This is a genomic window from Paraburkholderia antibiotica, from assembly GCF_012927125.1.
Lineage (GTDB): Bacteria > Pseudomonadota > Gammaproteobacteria > Burkholderiales > Burkholderiaceae > Paraburkholderia > Paraburkholderia antibiotica.
The window spans coordinates 1-19,467 of record NZ_JABBFZ010000026.1 but is presented as its reverse complement, the minus strand read 5'-3'; the positions used below and the strand labels follow the sequence as shown (position 1 = coordinate 19,467).

General features: G+C 65.0%; 18 protein-coding genes. 11 read left to right on the top strand and 7 right to left on the bottom strand.

What is annotated here, in order from left to right; genetic code table 11:
- Positions 1-279: 279 nt before the first annotated feature.
- Positions 280-1,194 carry an NAD-dependent epimerase/dehydratase family protein gene (locus HHL14_RS28860; RefSeq protein WP_169501012.1) on the bottom strand — a complete coding sequence of 305 codons (915 nt, stop codon included), beginning with the start codon at positions 1,192-1,194 and terminating at the stop codon, positions 280-282.
- 160 nt (positions 1,195-1,354) lie between these two features.
- Between HHL14_RS28860 and HHL14_RS28855 the strand changes: the two genes are divergently transcribed.
- From HHL14_RS28855 to hutG, 8 genes are all read left to right on the top strand, one after another.
- The gene (locus tag HHL14_RS28855) at positions 1,355-2,281 is read left to right on the top strand and encodes a LysR family transcriptional regulator (protein WP_169501011.1); all 927 of its coding nucleotides are present in this window, start codon (positions 1,355-1,357) and stop codon (positions 2,279-2,281) included.
- A 442-nt stretch (positions 2,282-2,723) separates the two neighbouring features.
- On the top strand, positions 2,724-4,244 hold the full coding sequence (gene hutH, locus HHL14_RS28850; RefSeq protein ID WP_169501010.1) for a histidine ammonia-lyase: 1,521 nt from the start codon (positions 2,724-2,726) through the stop codon (positions 4,242-4,244).
- Positions 4,245-4,282: 38 nt separating this feature from the next.
- Positions 4,283-4,978, top strand: coding sequence for a histidine utilization repressor (gene hutC / locus HHL14_RS28845; RefSeq protein ID WP_169501009.1), 696 nt, complete (start codon positions 4,283-4,285; stop codon positions 4,976-4,978).
- 63 nt (positions 4,979-5,041) lie between these two features.
- Positions 5,042-6,730 (top strand): urocanate hydratase, encoded by a 1,689-nt coding sequence (hutU, locus tag HHL14_RS28840; protein ID WP_169501008.1) that lies wholly within the window; start codon positions 5,042-5,044, stop codon positions 6,728-6,730.
- A 26-nt stretch (positions 6,731-6,756) separates the two neighbouring features.
- Positions 6,757-7,389: a HutD/Ves family protein gene (locus HHL14_RS28835; protein WP_169501057.1), complete on the top strand. Its 633-nt coding sequence runs from the start codon at positions 6,757-6,759 to the stop codon at positions 7,387-7,389.
- Positions 7,390-7,493: 104 nt separating this feature from the next.
- Positions 7,494-8,717, top strand: coding sequence for an imidazolonepropionase (gene hutI / locus HHL14_RS28830; RefSeq protein ID WP_169501007.1), 1,224 nt, complete (start codon positions 7,494-7,496; stop codon positions 8,715-8,717).
- A 15-nt stretch (positions 8,718-8,732) separates the two neighbouring features.
- The gene (locus HHL14_RS28825) at positions 8,733-10,130 is read left to right on the top strand and encodes a formimidoylglutamate deiminase (protein WP_169501006.1); all 1,398 of its coding nucleotides are present in this window, start codon (positions 8,733-8,735) and stop codon (positions 10,128-10,130) included.
- 61 nt (positions 10,131-10,191) lie between these two features.
- Positions 10,192-11,004, top strand: a complete 813-nt coding sequence (gene hutG / locus HHL14_RS28820) for an N-formylglutamate deformylase (RefSeq protein WP_169501005.1) — start codon at positions 10,192-10,194, stop codon at positions 11,002-11,004.
- Between the two features lie 359 nt (positions 11,005-11,363).
- On the opposite strand, the gene HHL14_RS33645 is transcribed toward hutG, so the two are convergent.
- On the bottom strand, positions 11,364-11,498 hold the full coding sequence (locus HHL14_RS33645) for a hypothetical protein (RefSeq protein WP_268966657.1): 135 nt from the start codon (positions 11,496-11,498) through the stop codon (positions 11,364-11,366).
- A gap of 345 nt (positions 11,499-11,843) precedes the next feature.
- On the opposite strand from HHL14_RS33645, the gene HHL14_RS28815 reads away from it, so the two are divergent.
- Positions 11,844-12,509 carry a hypothetical protein gene (locus tag HHL14_RS28815; protein WP_169501004.1) on the top strand — a complete coding sequence of 222 codons (666 nt, stop codon included), beginning with the start codon at positions 11,844-11,846 and terminating at the stop codon, positions 12,507-12,509.
- 42 nt (positions 12,510-12,551) lie between these two features.
- Here the strand turns inward: HHL14_RS28815 and HHL14_RS28810 are convergent, their stop codons facing one another.
- Complete coding sequence (locus HHL14_RS28810; protein WP_169501003.1) at positions 12,552-13,139, bottom strand: hypothetical protein; 588 nt, start codon at positions 13,137-13,139, stop codon at positions 12,552-12,554.
- Positions 13,140-13,256: 117 nt separating this feature from the next.
- Here HHL14_RS28810 and HHL14_RS28805 point away from each other — a divergent pair, with 117 nt between their 5' ends.
- Together HHL14_RS28805 and HHL14_RS28800 are read left to right on the top strand one after the other, a co-directional pair.
- A complete protein-coding gene (locus HHL14_RS28805; RefSeq protein ID WP_169501002.1) occupies positions 13,257-14,219 on the top strand; it encodes a helix-turn-helix transcriptional regulator in 963 nt (320 codons plus the stop codon).
- Positions 14,220-14,323: 104 nt separating this feature from the next.
- Positions 14,324-16,279, top strand: coding sequence for a DUF3857 domain-containing protein (locus HHL14_RS28800; RefSeq protein WP_169501001.1), 1,956 nt, complete (start codon positions 14,324-14,326; stop codon positions 16,277-16,279).
- Between the two features lie 33 nt (positions 16,280-16,312).
- On the opposite strand, the gene HHL14_RS28795 is transcribed toward HHL14_RS28800, so the two are convergent.
- The 4 genes from HHL14_RS28795 to HHL14_RS33385 all read right to left on the bottom strand — a co-directional run bounded on the left by HHL14_RS28795 (position 16,313) and on the right by HHL14_RS33385 (position 19,332).
- A complete protein-coding gene (locus tag HHL14_RS28795; protein ID WP_169501000.1) occupies positions 16,313-17,464 on the bottom strand; it encodes a branched-chain amino acid ABC transporter substrate-binding protein in 1,152 nt (383 codons plus the stop codon).
- Positions 17,465-17,952: 488 nt separating this feature from the next.
- The gene (locus tag HHL14_RS28790; protein ID WP_169500999.1) at positions 17,953-18,207 is read right to left on the bottom strand and encodes a hypothetical protein; all 255 of its coding nucleotides are present in this window, start codon (positions 18,205-18,207) and stop codon (positions 17,953-17,955) included.
- 188 nt (positions 18,208-18,395) lie between these two features.
- Positions 18,396-18,815 carry a DUF4279 domain-containing protein gene (locus HHL14_RS28785; RefSeq protein WP_169500998.1) on the bottom strand — a complete coding sequence of 140 codons (420 nt, stop codon included), beginning with the start codon at positions 18,813-18,815 and terminating at the stop codon, positions 18,396-18,398.
- A 7-nt stretch (positions 18,816-18,822) separates the two neighbouring features.
- The gene (locus HHL14_RS33385; RefSeq protein WP_230413252.1) at positions 18,823-19,332 is read right to left on the bottom strand and encodes a hypothetical protein; all 510 of its coding nucleotides are present in this window, start codon (positions 19,330-19,332) and stop codon (positions 18,823-18,825) included.
- Positions 19,333-19,467 lie beyond the last annotated feature (135 nt).

The window sequence follows — 19,467 nt, the reverse complement described above, 5'->3', positions numbered from 1 at the left end:
ACGGCGCGATTCTATCGAAATGAGCTTACGGATTCGCAACGATTGCGCTTACAGAAATTACGACCGCGCGGGCGTGTGAGGAGAGCTGAAGAATGGGCGGCACGCGCCCGGCGACGGCTCGGACGCGTTGCGATGGTGGCGTGCGGGGGAGCTCCCGCACGCACGCTTCGGCATGATTTTGACGACGGGGGGCTGCGCAGAGAAAACGCAAAAAACAGTGAAGAAGCGGCGCAGAAGCGACGCAGAAGCGACACAGAAACTCCGCAGTCCCGCACGCGTTCAGACAGCCTTGTCCATCGCCATCATGTCGCGCTCGATCCACTCGATCACCGAGGTACGGCGCGGCTGCCAGCCGAGCAGCTTGCGCGCGCGCTCGCCGCGCACTCGGCTGTTCGAGCCGAGACCGTACGAAGCCATTTCGTAGCCCCATTCCTGCTTCGCGTCGTCGAGCGGCCAGTCTTGCGGCGCGCCGAGCTGCATCGCGCGCGCGATTGCAGCGCTCATGTCGCGGAACGACGCTTCGCCGCTTTCGACGAAATAGAACGTGCCGGCCGGCGTTTTCTCGAGTGCGAGGCGATACAGCTCGGCGACGTCGTCGATATGCACGTTCGACCAGATGTTGCCGCCGCTGCCGACATGGCGCACCACGCCGCTCTTCTGCGCCTGGCGCACGAGTCGCGGCAATTGCACGCTCGCGCTGCCCGCCACCGCGCCGTGGCCGTAGATCAGCGTGTTGCACAGCACTGCCGAGCGGATGTCGCGCTGCGCCGCGTCGAGCACGAGTTGATCGATCGCGACGCGCGCGGCCTTGTCGGCGGTCGGCTCGGGCAGCGCGTCTTCGTGATAGATGCGCGCGTCGCCCGCTTCGCCGCCCGACGCATCGCCGACGATGCTCGAACCGCTGGTGTGCAGAAACACCTTGCCGGAGCCGGCGAGTCCGTCGATCAGCGCGTTGACCGCGCCCTCATGGTCGCTGCTCGCCGCGTTGACGACGGCGTCGGCGGCTTGCGCTTCGGCGCTTAGCAACGCGCGGTCGTCGAGCGTGCCGATCACCGGTTCGATGCCGAGGCGCTGCAGCTCGGCGCTGTGCTCGGGCTTGCGGATCAGACCGCGGACCTGATGGCCGGCGCGCGCAAGATGCGCCGCGATCGAGCCGCCGATAAAACCGCTTGCGCCAGTCACGAAAATCTTCAAGACGTTCTCCTTGATGCGGAAACGAGGGACCGCAACCCTGTTGGGTGAGATCGGCGGCGGCTGTGAGCGCCTGCGCTGATCGACTGGCATGCAGTATCGCGCGGCTGGATTCTCGCAAAAAGCGTGTTAGTCTCAAATCAATCTTGATTTGAAATCAACAATGAAAACTTCCACCGACGAATTGCTGGTGTTCGTCACGGTGATCGACAGCGGCTCGATCACCGCGGCCGCCGAAAAACTCGGCCAGACCGTGTCCGGCGTGAGCCGCGCGCTCACGCGTCTCGAACAGAAACTCGACACCGCGCTGGTGCGGCGCACGACGCGCCGTCTGCATCTGACCGAGGAGGGCGACGCGTTCCTGCGGCGCGCCCGCGCGATCCTCGCGGCGATGGAGGAGGCGGAGGAATCGGTCGCGCGTGGCCGCGAGCGACCGTCGGGGCGTCTGCGCGTCGACGCGGCGTCGCCGTTCATGCTGCATTGCGTGGCGCCGCATATGACGGCGTTTTCGGCGCTGTATCCGGAGATCCGGCTCGAATTGACCAGCAACGAGCGGATCGTCGATCTGCTCGAACAGAAGGTCGACATCGCGATCCGCATCGGCGCGTTGCAGGATTCGACGCTGCATGCGCGCTCGCTCGGCAGCAGCAAACTGCGCGTGCTCGCGAGTCCCGCGTATCTGGCCGAGCACGGCGAGCCGGCCACGCTCGATGCGTTGCGCGAGCATCGGCTGATCGGTTTTACCGCGCCGGAGCATCTGAATCGCTGGCCTTTGCGCGCAGCGGGCGGGCGCAGCAAGCGCGGCGGCGGCGCGTCGCAGGAGCCGGCCGCGCGGCTGAAGATCGAGCCGTCGATCACCGCGTCGAGCGGCGAGACGTTGCGGCAACTGGCGCTGTCCGGCTGGGGCATCGCCTGTCTCGCCGATTTCATGACCGCCGCCGACGTGCGCGAAAACCGCCTCGTGCCGATCCTCGGCAAGCTGCTCGTCGACGAACGGCAGCCGGTGAACGCGGTGTATTACCAGAGCGCGTCGCTGGCAGGGCGCGTGCAGTGCTTTCTGGATTTCATCGCGGCGCGGGTGAGCCTGTAGCGTAAGCGTCTGACCGGTTCGCAGCGTGCTGCCCGGCAGCTCGCGCTTCGATAATTTTTCCGCCAGCCCCCATCTTAGCCACTTCGCTTCACTCCTTCCTCCCGCACGAATCGCCGCGCTGTTTGCCCAGCGCGTGCACTCTCCTATAACTCAGTTATTGGCCCAGCGGCGAGCGGTTGCGAGGGCCGGCCCGCAGTGGACCATACCGCCTTCGCTGCCGCTAACGTGTATATACAAGTTTGCTCATCGAGCGATTTCCGCCGCTCGCCGCGCAGGGCGCCGAGGCGCCCGCGCACGACCCGACAGCAAGCTTCCGACATCCGTGCCATGACGAATATCCCGGCTCATGGAAATCCCCAGGCACGAAATCGTTAAAAATAAGTTGTATATACAAGACCTGCCCGTTAGACTTATTTGAACTTGTATAGACAGGATGACAACCATGATTCTGAAGCCCGGCTACCTGACCCTCCCGCAACTGCGCCAGATCGCGCGTGAACAGGTCACGCTGCAACTCGATCCCGCGAGCCACGCCGCCATCGACGCGTGCGCGCAGGCCGTCGCCGACATCACCGCCAAGGGCGAGCCGGCTTACGGTATCAACACCGGCTTCGGCCGCCTCGCCAGCACGCACATTCCGCGCGACCAGCTCGAACTGCTGCAGCGCAATCTAGTGCTGTCGCACGCGGTCGGCGTCGGTGAGCCGATGTCGCGTCCTGTCGTGCGTCTCCTGATGGCGCTGAAGCTGTCGAGCCTCGGCCGCGGTCACTCGGGCATCCGCCGCGAAGTGATGGAAGCGATGATTACGCTGTTCAACGCCGACGTGCTGCCGGTGATCCCGGTCAAGGGTTCGGTCGGCGCCTCGGGCGACCTCGCGCCGCTCGCGCATATGTCGGCGATTCTGCTCGGCGTCGGCGAAGTGTTCGCGAAGGGCGAGCGCATGGCGGCCACCGAAGGTCTCGCGCTGGTCGGCCTGAAGCCGATGACGCTGCAGGCTAAGGAAGGTCTCGCGCTGCTGAACGGCACGCAAGCTTCGACCGCGCTCGCGCTCTACAACATGTTCGCGATCGAAGACCTGTACCGCACGGCGCTCGTCGCCGGCGCGCTGTCGGTCGACGCGGCGGCCGGTTCGGTCAAGCCGTTCGATGCGCGCATCCACGAACTGCGCGGCCATCAAGGCCAGATCGACGCGGCGGCGGCATATCGTTCGCTGCTGCAAGGCTCGGCGATCAACGTGTCGCACGTCGATTGCGACAAGGTGCAGGACCCGTACAGCCTGCGCTGCCAGCCGCAGGTGATGGGCGCGTGTCTCGACCAGATGCGTCAGGCCGCCGAGACGCTGCTCACCGAAGCGAACGCCGTGTCGGACAACCCGCTGATTTTCCCGGACACCGGCGAAGTGCTGTCGGGTGGTAACTTCCACGCCGAGCCGGTCGCGTTCGCGGCCGACAACCTCGCGCTCGCCGTTGCGGAAATCGGCGCACTCGCCGAACGCCGCATCGCGCTGCTGATCGACGCGACGCTGTCGGGTCTGCCGCCGTTCCTCGTCAAGGATGGCGGTGTGAACTCCGGCTTCATGATCGCGCACGTGACGGCCGCCGCGCTCGCCTCCGAAAACAAGACGCTCGCGCATCCGGCCTCGGTCGATTCGCTGCCGACGTCGGCGAACCAGGAAGACCACGTGTCGATGGCGACGTTCGCGGCGCGCAAGCTCGGCGACATCGCCGAGAACACCGCCAACATCCTGTCGATCGAACTGCTCGCCGCTGCTCAGGGCGTCGACCTGCGCGCGCCGCACAAGACCAGCCCGAGCCTGCAGAAGGTGATGGACCTGGTGCGCAAGGACGTCGCGCATTACGAGCTCGATCACTACTTCGCGCCGGACATCGCGGCGATCACGAAGCGCGTGCAGGACGGCTCGATCGCTAAGCTGAGCCCGTTCTCGTTCGTGTCGGAACAGTAAGTTGCCGAGTGCGCGGATCACGCCAACGAATTACGCCAATGAATGCACCCGCTTACCAGGGCATCAAGGACTTCATCCTCTCGCGCATTCATGCGGGCGAGTGGGCCGAAGGCGACCAGGTGCCCTCCGAAAACGAGCTTGCGCGCGAGTTCAACGTCGCGCGCATGACGGTCAACCGCGCGCTGCGCGAGTTGACCTCGGAGCAGGTGCTCACGCGCGTGCAAGGCTCGGGCACCTTCGTGGCAAGGCCCAAGTACGAGTCGACGCTGGTGGCGATCCGCAGCATCTCGGATGAAATCGTCGCGCGCGGCCATCGCTATCAGGCGCAGGTGCTCAACGTCGGCGCGAGCGTCGCCGACGAGGCGCTCGCCGAGGAAATGCAGCTGAATCCGGGCAGTCCCGTGTTTCATTCGCGTCTGCTGCATTTCGAAAACGACGAGCCGGTGCAGCTGGAAGAACGCTGGGTCAATCCGGCGGTCGCGCCCGAATACGCGTTGCAGGATTTCACGAACACCACGCCGAACCAGTACCTCGTACGCGTCGCGCCATTGCAGCGCGTCGAGTACCGCATCGAGGCGCTAGCGGCCGATGCCGGCACGCGCGAGCTGCTGGACATGGAAGAACGCGAGCCGTGTCTGGTGTTGCATCGGCGCACGTGGTCGCAAGGCCAGGTCGCGTCGATCGCGAATCTGTGGCATCCGGGCACCCGCTACCGCTTCACAGGGCATTTCTGATTTCGTTTTTTCTCATCGTCGCTGAATCTTTATCGAACATCTTCGAGCATCCCGAGGGACACCATGAACAATCCTAAACATATCGATCCGCGTCTTGACCCGACCCGCACGATCCGCGCACCGCGCGGCGCGGACAAGACCTGCAAGACCTGGATCGCGGAAGCCGCGTACCGGATGATCCAGAATAATCTGGACCCCGAAGTCGCCGAGCACCCGCACGCGCTCGTCGTGTACGGCGGCATCGGCCGCGCCGCGCGCAACTGGGATTGCTTCGATCAGATTCTCGCGTCGCTGAAGGACCTGAACGAAGACGAAACGCTGCTGATTCAATCGGGCAAGCCGGTCGGCGTGTTTCGCACGCATGCGGACGCGCCGCGCGTGCTGCTCGCGAACTCGAACCTCGTGCCGCACTGGGCGACGTGGGAACACTTCCACGAACTCGACCGCAAGGGCCTGATGATGTACGGCCAGATGACCGCGGGCAGCTGGATCTACATCGGCAGCCAGGGCATCGTGCAGGGCACCTACGAAACCTTCTTCTCGGTCGCGAACCAGCACTTCAACGGCGACCCGAGCGGCCGCTGGATCCTGACGGGCGGCCTCGGCGGCATGGGCGGCGCGCAGCCGCTCGCGGCGACGATGGCGGGCTTCTCGATGATCGCGGTCGAATGCGACGAGACGCGCATCGACTTCCGTCTGAAGACGCGCTACGTCGACAAGAAAGCGAAGACGCTCGACGAAGCGCTCGCGATGATCGACGAAGCGAAAAAAGCGGGCAAGCCGGTGTCGGTCGGTCTGCTCGGCAATGCCGCCGACGTGTTCGCCGAGTGCGTCGCGCGTGGCATCACGCCGGACTGCGTGACCGACCAGACGAGCGCGCACGACCCGATTCACGGCTACCTGCCGCAAGGCTGGACGGTCGAAGACTGGCGCGAGCGCATGAAGACCGCGCCGGAAAGCATCGTCACGCCGGCCAAACAGTCGATGGCCACGCAGGTGCAGGCCATGCTGACGCTGCAGGAACGCGGCGCGGCGACGCTCGACTACGGCAACAACATTCGTCAGATGGCGCTGGAAATGGGCGTCGAGAACGCGTTCGATTTCCCCGGCTTCGTGCCCGCGTATATCCGGCCGCTCTTCTGCGAAGGCAAGGGGCCGTTCCGCTGGGTCGCGCTGTCGGGCGATCCTGAGGACATCTACAAGACCGATGCGAAGGTCAAGGAACTGATCCCGGACGATCCGCATCTGCACAACTGGCTCGACATGGCACGCGAACGCATCGCGTTCCAGGGTCTGCCGGCGCGGATCTGCTGGGTCGGCGTGAAGGATCGTTATCGTCTCGGCCAGGCGTTCAACGAAATGGTCAAGAACGGCGAGCTGAAGGCGCCGATCGTGATCGGCCGCGATCACCTCGACACGGGTTCGGTGGCAAGCCCGAACCGTGAAACCGAATCGATGAAGGACGGCTCGGATGCGGTCAGCGACTGGCCGCTGCTCAACGCGCTGCTGAACACCGCGGGCGGCGCATCGTGGGTCTCGCTGCATCATGGCGGCGGCGTCGGCATGGGCTTCTCGCAACACTCGGGCGTCGTGATCGTCGCCGACGGCACGCAGGCCGCGCACGAACGCCTTGGCCGCGTGCTGCTGAACGACCCGGCGACCGGTGTGATGCGTCACGCGGATGCGGGCTATGAGCTCGCGCAGCAAACCGCGCGCGATGCCGGCCTGAAGCTGCCGATGCTGGGCCGCTGATCGTGACGCTTGCCAACGGCGCGAGCATGGCTGCCGTCACGCTGATTCGCGGCGCCGACCTCGTGGCGGCGCCGTGGAAAAACGGCGGCGGCGTCACGCGCGAGGTGACGGCGCTTCCGTCCACGTTTTCATCGAACGACGGCGGGAAGGGCGCCGCGCCGGGCGACTTCGTGTGGCGCGTGAGCGTCGCCGACGTCGCGCAGGCGGGGCCGTTCTCGCGCTTCGATGGCGTCGATCGTACGCTCGTGCTGTTGTCGGGCGGGGGCATGCTGCTCGACGAACTGGACGGCGCGAGCGTCGTCGGCACGCATGCGTTGCGGCAGCCGCTCGACGTCGCACGCTTCGCCGGCGAGACGCGTATCGATGCACGTCTGGTCGACGGCGCGACGCGCGATTTCAATCTGATGGTGCGGCGCGACGTGGCGCAGGGCGAGCTGGACGTGTGGCGTGCCGATGTGCCGACGCGCACGCTGGATGGCGATGTCGCGCTGCTGTTTTGCGCGAGCGGCGAAGTGACGCTCACGCTGGCGGCGGGCGAATCGCAAGCGCTACGACTCGGCGCCGGCGACACGCTGCGCGTCGACGCGCCGGATGCGTTGCCGTGCACGCTGACCGGCGACGGCGCGGTGCTGGCGATCGCGATCCGCTATCAGCGCTGAAGTGTCCTCATAAAGCGTCCTCATGAGGCATCCTTACTAACGCGCAGGCGCTCCGCATCGAGCCATCCCTCCACAGACACGCAACGAGCTGCAAAGAGCACGCGATGAAGCAAACCGTCTGGCATCACCTGAAACTGTGCCCGCAGGGCGACCCTCACCACACGTTCGACGATGCGGCGATCGCGGTCGAAGACGGCCGCATCGCGTGGCTCGGCGTGGCCGCCGACTTGCCCGCGCAATATGCCGCGTGGCCGCGCGAAGATCTGCACGGCGCGTGGGTGACGCCGGGGCTCGTCGACTGTCATACGCATCTTGTGTACGGCGGCCAGCGCGCGGACGAATTTGCGCAGCGGCTCGCCGGTGTCAGTTACGAAGAGATCGCGCGGCAGGGTGGCGGCATCGTGTCGACGGTGCGCGCCACGCGTGCCGCCGACGAAGCCACGCTGTTCCGGCAAGCGGCCGCGCGGCTCGAAGCGCTGCTCGCCGAAGGCGTGACGACGCTCGAAATCAAATCCGGCTACGGCCTGGACCTCGCGAGCGAGCGCAAGATGCTGCGCGTCGCGCGGCAACTCGGCGAGCGCTATCCGGTCACCGTCTATACGACGTTTCTCGGCGCGCACGCGCTACCGCCCGAATTCGCGGGCCGCGCCGATGCGTATATCGACGAGGTCTGCAACACGATGCTGCCCGCGCTGGCGGACGAAGGCCTCGTCGATGCGGTCGATGTGTTCTGCGAGCGCATTGGTTTTTCGCTGCAGCAAAGCGAGCGTGTGTTTGAAGCTGCCGCGCGTTACAAGCTGCCGGTGAAGATGCACGCCGAACAGTTGTCGAACGGCGGCGGCACCGCGTTGGCGGCGCGGCATCGCGCGCTGTCGGCGGATCACCTTGAATTTCTCGACGAAGCCGGCGTCGCCGCGATGAAAGAGGCGGGCACCGTCGCCGTGCTGCTGCCCGGCGCGTATTACTTCATCCGCGAGACGCAGTTGCCGCCGCTCGAACTGCTGCGGCGCTACGAAGTGCCGATCGCGATTTCGACCGACAGCAACCCGGGCACGTCGCCGGCGACTTCGTTGCTGCTGATGATGAACATGGCCTGCACGCTGTTCCGCATGACCGTGCCCGAGGTGCTGCAAGGCGTGACCGCGCATGCGGCGCGCGCGCTCGGCAAGGCGGACGAACACGGCGCGTTGCGGGTCGGACGTGCGGCCGACTTCGCGATGTGGTCGGTCGATTCGCTCGCCGAGCTTGTTTACTGGATTGGCCGTCCGCTGTGCGCGCGAGTCGTGCGCGCGGGCGAAACCGTATATACGCGGCGTGAACAGAACTAAACCAGAACCTGAGAGATGACGCAATCCAATCAATCGCTGTTCGCCGACCACGCGTATCTGCCCGATGGCTGGCGCCGCAACGTGCTGCTCGAATGGAACGCCCACGGCACGCTGAGCGCGGTCACGCCGGATCGTCCCGAGGCACCGGCCGGTGTCGCGAGGGCCGCGGGTCCGCTCATGCCAGGGATGCCTAACCTTCATTCGCACGCGTTCCAGCGCGCGATGGCGGGGCTGACCGAGTATCGCGCCGCGTCAGGCACCGGCGCTACCGATAACTTCTGGTCGTGGCGCGATCTGATGTACCGCTTCGCCGCGCGCATCACGCCGGAAGGGCTCGCGAGCGTCGCGCAATGGCTCTACATCGAAATGCTGAAGGCGGGCTATACGTCGGTGTGCGAGTTCCACTACGTGCATCACGCGCAGGACGGCCAGCGTTACGCGAACGAGGCTGAACTCGCACAACGCGTGGTGGATGCGGCGTCGGCGAGCGGCATCGGTATCACGATGCTGCCGGTGCTGTATCAGTACAGCGGCTTCGGCGCGCGTGCGCCGCGCGACGATCAGCGCCGCTTCATCAACACGCCGGAGAGTCTGCTCGAACTGCTCGGCGCGCTGCGCGCGGCGCGCCCCGAAAACGCGGCGCTGCGTTATGGCGTGGCGCCGCATTCGCTACGGGCGGTGTCGGAGGCGTCGCTGCGCGCGCTGCTCGGCGGTATCGATGCGCACGCGCCGGTGCATATCCACATCGCCGAACAGACCGCCGAGGTCGATGCGTGCATCGAAACCGAAGGCGCACGACCGGTGCAGTGGCTGCTCGATCGCTTCGAGGTGGACGGCCGCTGGTGTCTGGTGCACGCGACGCACGTCGATGCGAACGAAACGCTCGCGCTCGCGAAGAGCGGTGCGGTTGCCGGTTTGTGTTTGACCACCGAGGCGAATCTCGGCGACGGCATTTTCCCCGCGCAGGCTTACCTCGATGCGCACGGCCGCATCGGTGTCGGTTCCGATAGCCATATCGGTGTCGACTGGCGCGCGGAATTGCGCCTGCTCGAATACGGCCAGCGTTTGACGCGTCGGCAGCGCAACGTGCTGGCATCGGCCGACGCGACGCACGTCGCGGACCGTCTGTTCGACGCCGCGCTCGACGGCGGCGCGCGCGCGACCGGCCGAGCGGTCGGCGCGTTGCGGGCCGGCTGTCGCGCGGACTGGCTGGTGCTCGACGCCGATCATTCGAGCATCGCCGAACATGCGCCGCACGCGTGGCTGTCGGGCGTCGTATTCTGCGAGCATGGCGAGACGCCGATCCGCGACGTCTATACGGGCGGCGTGAAGGTCGTCGACAATCGCCGGCATCGCGATGAAGAAGGCGCGTACGCGCGCTATCGCGCGGCGCTCGCCGAACTGCTGAAATAAGCGTGAGGGGGCCCGCGCGGCCCGCTCTCCGTTCTCCGATCCCCACCGACTCCGGACCGACATGACTGCTTCGAATCCCTCGACGGTTTTCTCGCTGCATCAGGGCAGCCTGCCGCTACTGATCTCGATCCCGCATCTGGGCACGCAGATCCCCGCCGACATCGCCGCGACGATGACCCCGGTCGCGCAACGCACCGACGATTGCGATTGGCATCTCGACCGGCTGTATGCGTTTGCGAAGCGCCTCGGCGCGTCGATCCTGACGCCGACCTACGCGCGCTACGTGGTCGATCTGAACCGTCCGCCCGACGGCGCGAACCTGTACCCGGGCCAGGACACCACCGGTCTGCTGCCGGTCGATACGTTCGACAAGGAGCCGCTCTATCTCGACGGCCACTTGCCCGACGACGCCGAAGTCGCGCGCCGTCGCGACGCTTACTGGAAGCCGTATCACGACGCGCTTACTGGTGAGCTCGCCGAGCTCAAAGCGAAGCACGGCAAGGTGCTGCTGTGGGAAGCGCATTCGATCCGCTCGCACGTGCCGCGCTTTTTCGAAGGACGTCTGCCGGATTTCAACTTCGGCACCTCGAACGGCGCGAGCGCGGCGCCGGGCGTGGGCGAAGAACTGGCCGCGCTGGTCGGGCAGCATGGCGGCTATACGGCGGTCGCCAACGGCCGCTTCAAGGGCGGCTACATCACGCGGCAATACGGGCAGCCGGAGCAGGGCGTGCATGCGGTGCAACTCGAACTGTCGCAGATCACGTACATGGAAGAGCACATGCCCTACGCGTATGACGAAATCCTCGCCGCGAAGGTTGCACCGCTGCTCGAAGCGCTGGTGACTACCGCGCTTGCGCGCGTGCAGGCGAGCTGACAGACGAGCTGGCAGATAAGCCGGCAGACGAGCTGGCGAACAACCTGGCAGACGTAAAGCGTCTCGCCGAAAAAATCGATCGAGGCAGCGCGATAAACCGCGCTGCCTTTTTCTTTTCATTTCCTTATTGCCGTGGCACTGCTGCCTGCGCGGTCGACACACCAGCTTAGCGAAGCGCGAACGTGTAACAGCATGTGTCCGTGATTGCGTGCGGGCGCGTTCCTATGGAATGGTTTGAGCGTCGCGCGAGCGCGGCGTATCGTACGTCAATCTTTACCGGTGCGATCCACGATAAAAAAAGCCCCGCAAAAGCGGGGCTTTTCGATGTGTGCCGCGTCGTGGAACGCGGCCTACCGCCATTAGTGGCAGCGCTTTTCCCAATGATGATGGACGCGCACCTTGTGGCATTCCTTGTGATACGGATTAGCTTGAGCGGGAGCGATCGCGCTCAGCGTAACGACGGCTGCAGCAATGGCGAGAACGATTTTCTTCATTACAAAACCCTTAAGTCAATGTTGTGGAGCAGGCGACACAGCACGGCGCGTGCCGCATCGGCGTGTAAGCATGCCACAGTGCGCGCTTAAACGTCGGAACGACGGGTGAATACGTGTGTCAATCCAACACACAATGTGCGGTGAGCCCTATTTGCAGGGGTATTTGCGTGAAATCGGCCGGCGTTCTTGCCGTTGCGTATCGCTTTGGCATGAAAGCCACACCTGACCATGAAGCCGCGCGCCGACGTTGCACGTTGCGCTGCGATGCGGCTACCCTTTCAAAACGATGACACGCGCGACGCGGTCATCGAGACTTCATCGGGCAATCAGATGGACGATCGAGCGATGGATGATTCCGACGAATTGCTGCTGCCGGTCTGGCGCGCGAACCTGGTGCTGTTGACCAGCGAGGTCGGCGCCGCGACCCGGCTCGCGCGGATGATGACGTTCTCCGCGAGCTATCTGAAGCTGATGCTGTCGGGCCAGCGCGAATTCAGCGAGGAATTCGTGCGCGGCGTCGAGGCGGTCACCGGCCTGCCGGTGGGCTGGATGAACGCGCCGCATAGCGCAGACGACATTCCGCCGAATGCCCGCGACGCGATCGACAACGAGCACCCGCTCGCGCGTTTTCGCGGCACCGCGCATCCGGTGCGCAAGAAAACGGTGCTGCGGCCGCCCGAGCCGATCTTCGGGCAGCCGGGGCCGGCGCGGCGCATCGAGGAAGAAACGCTCGACGTCGAAGCGCATCGGCGTCACGCGCATTTTCGCAAGGTGCGCGATCTCGCGACCCTGGAGGTGCGGCGCTTCGAGCGGCACCTCGTGCATGCGCCGGTCGAACTGGCGTCGATGCGCGCAAAGGTCGAGGACGTGATCGCCGCGGCCGAACTCGACGAGCGCATTCAGGCCGATCTCGCGGGCCGGCTCGAACAGATCGACAAGCATCGCGACCTGCTGCTCAGGCACGTGGAAAAGCTGCAGGCCTTGTTGAGCCAGCTCGACGAAGGCGAGTGATCGCGCGAATGTTGCGAATGCCGCGGTGCCACCCGTTGCGGATTAACGGGCACGGGCGGCGCGGCGGCGCGCGTGAAACTCGGCTTCGAGCCGCCACGTGAGCCCGTCCGCTTCGAGCGCGACGCCGCTCCAGCAAAACGAGTCGGACGTGATGTCGGTGAAATTCCAGCGGATTGGCGTGCCGTCCGCATGTCGGCCGATCTGCACGAGTTGCGCGCCGATCCACCGGCCGGTCAGTTCGTCGCGCTGGCCGGTGCGCGGATTCAGATAGGTCACGCGCCACAGGGCCGCCGTCGCGTCCCATACGCGCAGCGTCGTGCCGTACATCGCGTCACTGCTGCCGGCTTGCGGCGGCATGATCCACACGTCCTGCACCGCGCGGCCTTCCAGCACCCAGCCGAAATGAATCTCGCCGCGCCGTGGGCACGCGCGCAGGTCGGTGCGGTAGTGCACGACGTCCATGTCCCAGCTGCCGATCAGCCAGCCGTAGAGATCGTCGTCGGTGGCGATGTCGGCGGCGCGTGCGGGCGCGTGTAGCGCGGCGAGGAAGCCGGTTGCGGGGGCGTTTTCTACATGGCTTGCAAAGCCGTTTTCGGGGGCATTAACGGGTACGTTCGCGAGTAGATTCATGGTGGGCTCCGGAGTGCCAATGTCGATCGGGATCGATGCCGCATCGCCGCAAGCGCCGCAAAACGCACGGGCCGCCGATGTGCTACAACCACGATACGGATCTGGCCGAGGTGCATCTTGGGGAAAATTGCCGTCACGTTGCACAGTACGTTGCAGCAGGCGTTGACCCGGCGCGAGCAGGCGGGCGCGCGCGGCGGCGTCGCGTCGCGCGTGCTGGCCGAGGGCGCCGACTGGAACGTCGCGGATCTGCTGTGCACGTTCGGCCCGCGCGATCCGTCGTTCGAAGAGCGGCACGCGGGCATCTGCATCGCGATGGTCGTCGCCGGTTCGTTCGAATATCGGGCGGCGCCGGGCCGCGAACTGCTGACACCGGGCGCGCTGCTGCTCGGCAATCCCGGCGAGTGTTTCGAATGCGGTCATCGGCATGGGCCGGGCGATCGCTGCATCGCGTTTCGTTATGCACCCGGCTATTTCGAGCGGCTCGCGGCCGATGCCGGGTTCGCGAGCGATCTGCTGCGCGGTTCGGTCGGATTCCGGCGCGCGAGCGTGCCGGCGCTGCGCTCGCTCGCGCCCTTGATCGCACGGGCCGGCGCGGGCACGAACGATGCCGGCAGCACACGCGTTCTCGGTGCGGCGGATCGAACCGCGTGGGACGAACTCGCGGTCGAGCTTGCCGCCACCACGCTGGACACGCTCGGCGCGCACGACGGCAAGCGCGTGCGCACCACGTCGAACGCGAGCGCAACGGCCCGTTCGCGGGTCGCGCAGATCGTGCGTCTGATCGACGACGCACCCGGCGTGCCGCATACGCTGACGAGCCTTGCTGCGGCCGCCGGGGTCAGCGAGTTCTACTTTCTGCGCACGTTCCAGCAGGTGAGTGGGGTGACGCCGCATCAATACCTGTTGCGGGCGCGTCTGCGCGCCGCGGCGCTGCGTTTGCGTAATGGGGACGAGAAGATCGTCGATATCGCGCTCGATTGCGGCTTCAACGATCTGTCGAACTTCAATCACGCGTTCCGCGCGGAATTTGCCGCGAGTCCGCGCGTGTGGCGCGCGCGGGGCGGGGTGCTGCGCTCATGACGCGTGTTGGGGTGTTCGGGGAGCTCGTCGCGCTTGTTGCGTTCGTCACATTTGTCGCGTACGTCGCGTGTGTAGGCGGGCGGACGCAACGTCTATGCGGTGCCATGCCGCGTGCCCGGCGGCGTGATTCCCGGCAGCGCCCACGATCCGGCGCGACCCGTCTCGCAACGCTAGCCGCGTTATCGAGCGCGCTCCTTGCTGCCTGTGCAACCGGGTTTCCCAACCCCGCCATCGCCGACGAAATCAGCACCGCCAGCGACGAGCGCGCGCCATCGACGATCGAACGCGACGTGCACCTGTTCGTGATCCAGAAAGACGGCTCGGTCGAAGAACACGACGACACCGTGCTGCGTGCCGATACCGCGAGCGGCGTCGACGACATCGCGCAACGCTACGTGTGGTTCAACAAGGATATCGAGCAGGTGCAGTTGCTGGCCGCGGAAACGCTCGACCCGGACGGCAGCGCGCATCCAGTCGGCCCCGAGGCGATTCGCGACGTGCAGGAGCCGCGCTCGGCGGGCGCGCCGAGTTTCGAGGACGGCGTGTTGCGCACGGTGATTTTTCCGGGTGTGCAGAGCGGCTCGCGCGTGCATCTGGCGTTTCGCAAGACTCGCGCGATGCCGTTGCAGGCGGGCACTTTCGCGTATCTGGTCGAGCCGACGCGCGACCCGGTCGAGTTGCAGCGGCTGATCTTCGATCTGCCCGCCGACGTGCCGCTCTATGCCGACGCGCGCGGCTATGCCGCGTTGCCGCCCGTCACCGCGAACGGCCGCACCCGTTACGAATTCGACTACCGTCACGGCCCGTATGCGCGGCTCGAAGCGGGCGCGGTCGGCTACGCGGACTGGGGCGACCGGCTGATGGTCTCGACGGTGCCGGATTTCGCGAGCTTCGCCGCGCGCTATCGCGGTCCCGCCAATCAGGACACGACGCGCGCCGATCCCGCGATCGCGCGTCTCGCGCAGCAGCTCACGGCCGGTCTCACCGAGCCACGCGACAAGGCTCGCGCGCTCTACGACTGGATGCGCCTGAACATCCGCTACGTCGCGCTCTTTCTCGGCGAGACGGCGGCGATTCCACACAAGGCCGCCGACATCCTGCGCAACCGCTACGGCGATTGCAAGGACCACGTCGCGCTGTATGGCGCGCTGCTCGTGGCCGTCGGTATCCGCAGCGAGCCGGTGCTGCTCAATCTCGGTCCGTATTACACGCTGCCCGAGGTGCCTGGCTATGGCACCAGCGCGATCAATCACGCAATCATCTGGATTCCTGAGCTTTCGCAATTCGCGGATACGACGGCGGGTGGCACCGAATTCGGCTATCTGCCGACCGGCGTGATGGATCGTCCGGTATTGCTGGTCGACGCCGGCGTGCTTGCGCGTACGCCGGCCACGCAGCAGCGCAAACGCAGCGCGCGCCTGCAGGTCGATATCGACGAAAGCGGCACCGCGCATTACGCGTATCGCGTCGAGGATGCAGGCTTCACCGCCGAGCTCGAACGCAACACGTTCCGGCGTGCGACGCGGCAGCGCGCGCAGCAGATCGCGGCGAGCCGTCTGCTGCAAACGGGCCTGCACGGTAGCGCGCAATGGCAGACGGATGATGTTGCCGTGACCGGCGGCCCGTTCGCGACGTCGATGCAGGGTAGCGTGCCGCATCTGCTGTGGCAGGACGGCACGAGCGCGGTGCCGGCGCTGACGAGTTTCGCCGGCGGCATGGGCTCGCAGATCGAGGCGTGGCTCGCGGAGCCGGTCAGGACGCAGCCGTGGGCGTGCATCGGCGGCGAGTTCGACGAAACGCTGGAACTGAGCCTGCCGCGTTTCGTGCGAGTAACGGATTTGCCGGCCGACAGCACGGTCGAGGACCCGACGCTCGCATTCACGTCGCGCTACGTGTTCGATCCGGCGACGCGCAGCTTGCAGGTCACGCGGCACCTGCGCGCCGCGTTCGGGCATCAGCGCTGCAGTGCGGAGGACTTCGCCGCGATTCGCGACGACCTCGTGCGGATCGAACGCGATCTCGATGCGCAGGTGGTGGTGAAGGCGGTGCGCGCGCAGTAGCCGCGCACCGAGCGCTACTCACCGTCTACTCAACTACACGCCGCTCTTCGTGACGATCGGCACCCACTTGCCGTTCTTCACCTGATACAGCGTCGACGCGCCGCTCTTCAACGCACCGGTGTTGTCGAACGAGATCTTGCCGGTCACGCCGTCGTAGTCGATCGCCTTCAGCACCGGACGATACGTGTTCGGCGCGTCGGACTTCGCCTGCTGCATCGCCTTGATCGCGACCCACGCGCCGTCGTAGCCGAACGGCGCGTACGACAGCACGTCCACGCCGAAGCGCTTCTTGAACTTCGCGTTGAAGTCCTTGCCGCCCGGCAGTTGCGCGAGCGGGCGGCCGTATTCCCAGGCCATCGCGCCATCGGACGCGTCGCCGGCGAGCTTGATGAAGTCTTCGTCCATCACGCCGCCGCCGCCGACCAGTTGCGCGTTCAGGCCGAGCTGCTTCATGCGCCGCGCGAAGCCGGCCGCCTGGTTGTCGAGGCCGGCGAAGAACACGAGGTCCGCGTTGGCGCCCTTGAACTTGGTGATCTGCGTGCTGAAGTCGACCGCGTGGTTGTCGGTGTAGTCGCGCGCGACGATCGTGCCGCCGTGTGCCTTCACCGCTTTCTCGAACTCGTCGGCCTCGCCCTGACCGAACGCGGTACGGTCGTCGATGATCGCGATGCGCTTCGCTTTCGTCACGTCGACCGCATACACGCCGGCGTTGCCGGCGTTCTGCGCGTCGGTCGAGATCACCATGAAGGTGTTCGCGAAGCCGCGGCCGGTGATGATCGGATTCGTCGCGGCCGGGTCGAGCACCGGAATGCCGGCTTGCTCGTAGACCTGCGAGGCGGGAATCGTGGTGCCCGAGTTGAAGTGGCCGACCACCACCGAGACGCCCGAATCGACCAGCTTCTGCGCGGCCTGCACGCCGACGCGCGGGTCGGCCTGGTCGTCCTGCGAGACGATCTCGAAGTGCGCGACCTTGTCGCCGATTTTGATCTTCTGCGCGTTGGCTTCGTCGATCGCGAGCCGCACGCCGTTTTCCAGATCCTTGCCGTAGCCGGCGTTGGCGCCCGTCAGCGGCGCGGCGAAACCGATCTTGACCGGCAGGTCGTCGGCGAACGTGGCGAGCGGCGCGGCGGCGAACACGGCGCCAACGAGCATGGCGAGGGGTTTCAGCGGGTTGCGAAGACTCATGATCTCTCCTTGCATCGACAGTTGTTATGAAAGCGGCAAGCTTGCGGATCGGTACGGCACGAGAGGCTGAGGCAAGGCCTCGCGCATCGTCAGACTACGAAGGATCGGTCGCGGCTCACAATGCTCGAATACGCGCATTGGCGTGGGGCGGCGTTGCGGGTTCGCGCGATCAATCTGGCGCGAATATAGAAAGCCAATTTGCCGCCGTCTTGGCAGTTCGTGGCGTTTTGGATGAGCATTTCGGCACAGGCCGTGCGAGCGGCATCGCTGGCCCGGCGAGCGGGCGCATGAGGCGCAAGCTGGCGCGTGAGCAGCGCGATAGATTGGCGTGCCGTGCGAGACTGCGCGCGGGTTGCCGATTGCGGCACATGCTTAAGAGGCGGGCGCGAATGCGCCGGGCGGGGGAGGTGGCGGTTGCCAGATTTGATTCGGTGCTAGTCCATCGCAGTGCGCGAAAAGGTCCGCCGAAGCGCCTCCGTTAGTACAGGTCAGACCGATATCTTGTTACCCTTTCCATCGGTGACTTCCAGAAACTCACGAAGCTCAGGGAATTGCGTAGCAAACCAGAGAAGCGCCGCGCCGCCGAAGCGACGAGCAAATTCATCGTCAATAGGATGGTCTTCACCAACCTCATGCGATAGAGCCAGATTGATTCGCGTGTTGTTGAAAATGCGTGAGTCAACAAATCCTGTCTTGATGGCTCTGGTTTCTGGATCGTAATAAGACACAAAATATTCAGTCATCGATTATCCGAAGTGAATAGTGATGTCTCGCCTTGCCACTCACTCCGGCCCGTAGCGGCGAAGTGCGCGGCGCGGTGTGGGAGGAGTTCAACCTCGAAGCAGGCGTATGGACCATTCCGGGCGAACGGATGAAGGCAACGGAGGTGCATCGCGTTGCACTGTCAGCCCGAGTGCTTGCAGTCCAGGCGTTATCGGTATTCGTCAATCTCGACCGTTCCGCCCATTGCTTCCATCATGACGCGGATATCGTCAGGCACGTCGGGTACGCGGTCGCCGCTTTCGTTGTACCAATAGCAGAAGAAGCGCATATGCGCGCCAGTGCGCTTAAGCAACTCTGGCAAATCTGATCGCGGTAGGGCCAGGCGCTCGACAAGATAGCGAAGGTGAGGGGCGAGAAGATTGCTCTGGACGTGCTCTTTGCTACGCACACCCCATAGACCGGTTCGCGCCGGGAATTTACTCTTCTGGCCCGATGATGTAAGCCAGAACTGGTCTTTTATGCGCTGCGTATCGGGCAACACTCCAAAGTAGTTTGTCCAGAATTCAGGCGGCTCAACGTCCTGATAGATCGTAAACGATGCATGTGCCAGTTGATGTATGGAGGTCATTTCGCGCTCAGAAGGCATAGTCGTGCATGTTGCCGATGATGTTTTTCCTGAATTCAATGTCTCCTGTGTCGTGCCAGATAACATTGTCATCGCCCCGTAAATCGAGATCGTCCTTCATGACGTGGACCATATCGCCAAACGTCTTGCGGTCATACCCAAGCATCTTCGCTGCGTAGTCCGGTTTGTTCGTGCTCGCGGCAAATTCTTCGGTATCGTCGCTCATCGCGTCTGGCGCGTATTCGAACGACTGCGCACGGCCGAGGTTCTGCGGCGGGGTTCGTGAGCGTCTGCGACACTTGCACGCCCATGCGTAACCCAAGGCTTCGGCCATCGCGTAGCCGGTTGGCAGCGAGCGCAGCCGTTCAACCCGATAGAACTCGTCGGTTTCGACGTTCGGGGCCCGCGCCGATGGCATCGGCGGGAAGTTGGAGTAGATTGAATAGGTAATGCGACAAAGCAGGCACTCCTCCTGAACAGACCAGTTCGTCCAATTACTTTCCCGCTTCAGTTTCTCCATCGGATGCCTTAAGGAAAGTCTGCAAAATTCCTGGCATTGATGTGAGGGTGGACTATCCTGGGAGCAGGAGAATTTAAGGGGTGGGTGATGGCACAACTTGGCCTTGGTCTGGATCTGTCAACGAAACGCACGCGC

What these genes read in the sequence shown, in the direction of transcription:
- HHL14_RS28790 (WP_169500999.1), bottom strand. Translation starts at nt 18,207, where the DNA reads ATGACTGAATATTTTGTGTCTTATTACGATCCAGAAACCAGAGCCATC.
- HHL14_RS28825 (WP_169501006.1), top strand. Translation starts at nt 8,733, where the DNA reads ATGACGCAATCCAATCAATCGCTGTTCGCCGACCACGCGTATCTGCCC.
- HHL14_RS28795 (WP_169501000.1), bottom strand. Translation starts at nt 17,464, where the DNA reads ATGAGTCTTCGCAACCCGCTGAAACCCCTCGCCATGCTCGTTGGCGCC.
- hutI (WP_169501007.1), top strand. Translation starts at nt 7,494, where the DNA reads ATGAAGCAAACCGTCTGGCATCACCTGAAACTGTGCCCGCAGGGCGAC.
- HHL14_RS28785 (WP_169500998.1), bottom strand. Translation starts at nt 18,815, where the DNA reads ATGACCTCCATACATCAACTGGCACATGCATCGTTTACGATCTATCAG.
- hutC (WP_169501009.1), top strand. Translation starts at nt 4,283, where the DNA reads ATGAATGCACCCGCTTACCAGGGCATCAAGGACTTCATCCTCTCGCGC.
- HHL14_RS28810 (WP_169501003.1), bottom strand. Translation starts at nt 13,139, where the DNA reads ATGAATCTACTCGCGAACGTACCCGTTAATGCCCCCGAAAACGGCTTT.
- HHL14_RS28835 (WP_169501057.1), top strand. Translation starts at nt 6,757, where the DNA reads ATGGCTGCCGTCACGCTGATTCGCGGCGCCGACCTCGTGGCGGCGCCG.
- HHL14_RS28855 (WP_169501011.1), top strand. Translation starts at nt 1,355, where the DNA reads ATGAAAACTTCCACCGACGAATTGCTGGTGTTCGTCACGGTGATCGAC.
- HHL14_RS28800 (WP_169501001.1), top strand. Translation starts at nt 14,324, where the DNA reads ATGCCGCGTGCCCGGCGGCGTGATTCCCGGCAGCGCCCACGATCCGGC.
- HHL14_RS28815 (WP_169501004.1), top strand. Translation starts at nt 11,844, where the DNA reads ATGGATGATTCCGACGAATTGCTGCTGCCGGTCTGGCGCGCGAACCTG.
- hutH (WP_169501010.1), top strand. Translation starts at nt 2,724, where the DNA reads ATGATTCTGAAGCCCGGCTACCTGACCCTCCCGCAACTGCGCCAGATC.
- HHL14_RS33385 (WP_230413252.1), bottom strand. Translation starts at nt 19,332, where the DNA reads ATGGAGAAACTGAAGCGGGAAAGTAATTGGACGAACTGGTCTGTTCAG.
- HHL14_RS33645 (WP_268966657.1), bottom strand. Translation starts at nt 11,498, where the DNA reads ATGAAGAAAATCGTTCTCGCCATTGCTGCAGCCGTCGTTACGCTGAGC.
- hutU (WP_169501008.1), top strand. Translation starts at nt 5,042, where the DNA reads ATGAACAATCCTAAACATATCGATCCGCGTCTTGACCCGACCCGCACG.
- hutG (WP_169501005.1), top strand. Translation starts at nt 10,192, where the DNA reads ATGACTGCTTCGAATCCCTCGACGGTTTTCTCGCTGCATCAGGGCAGC.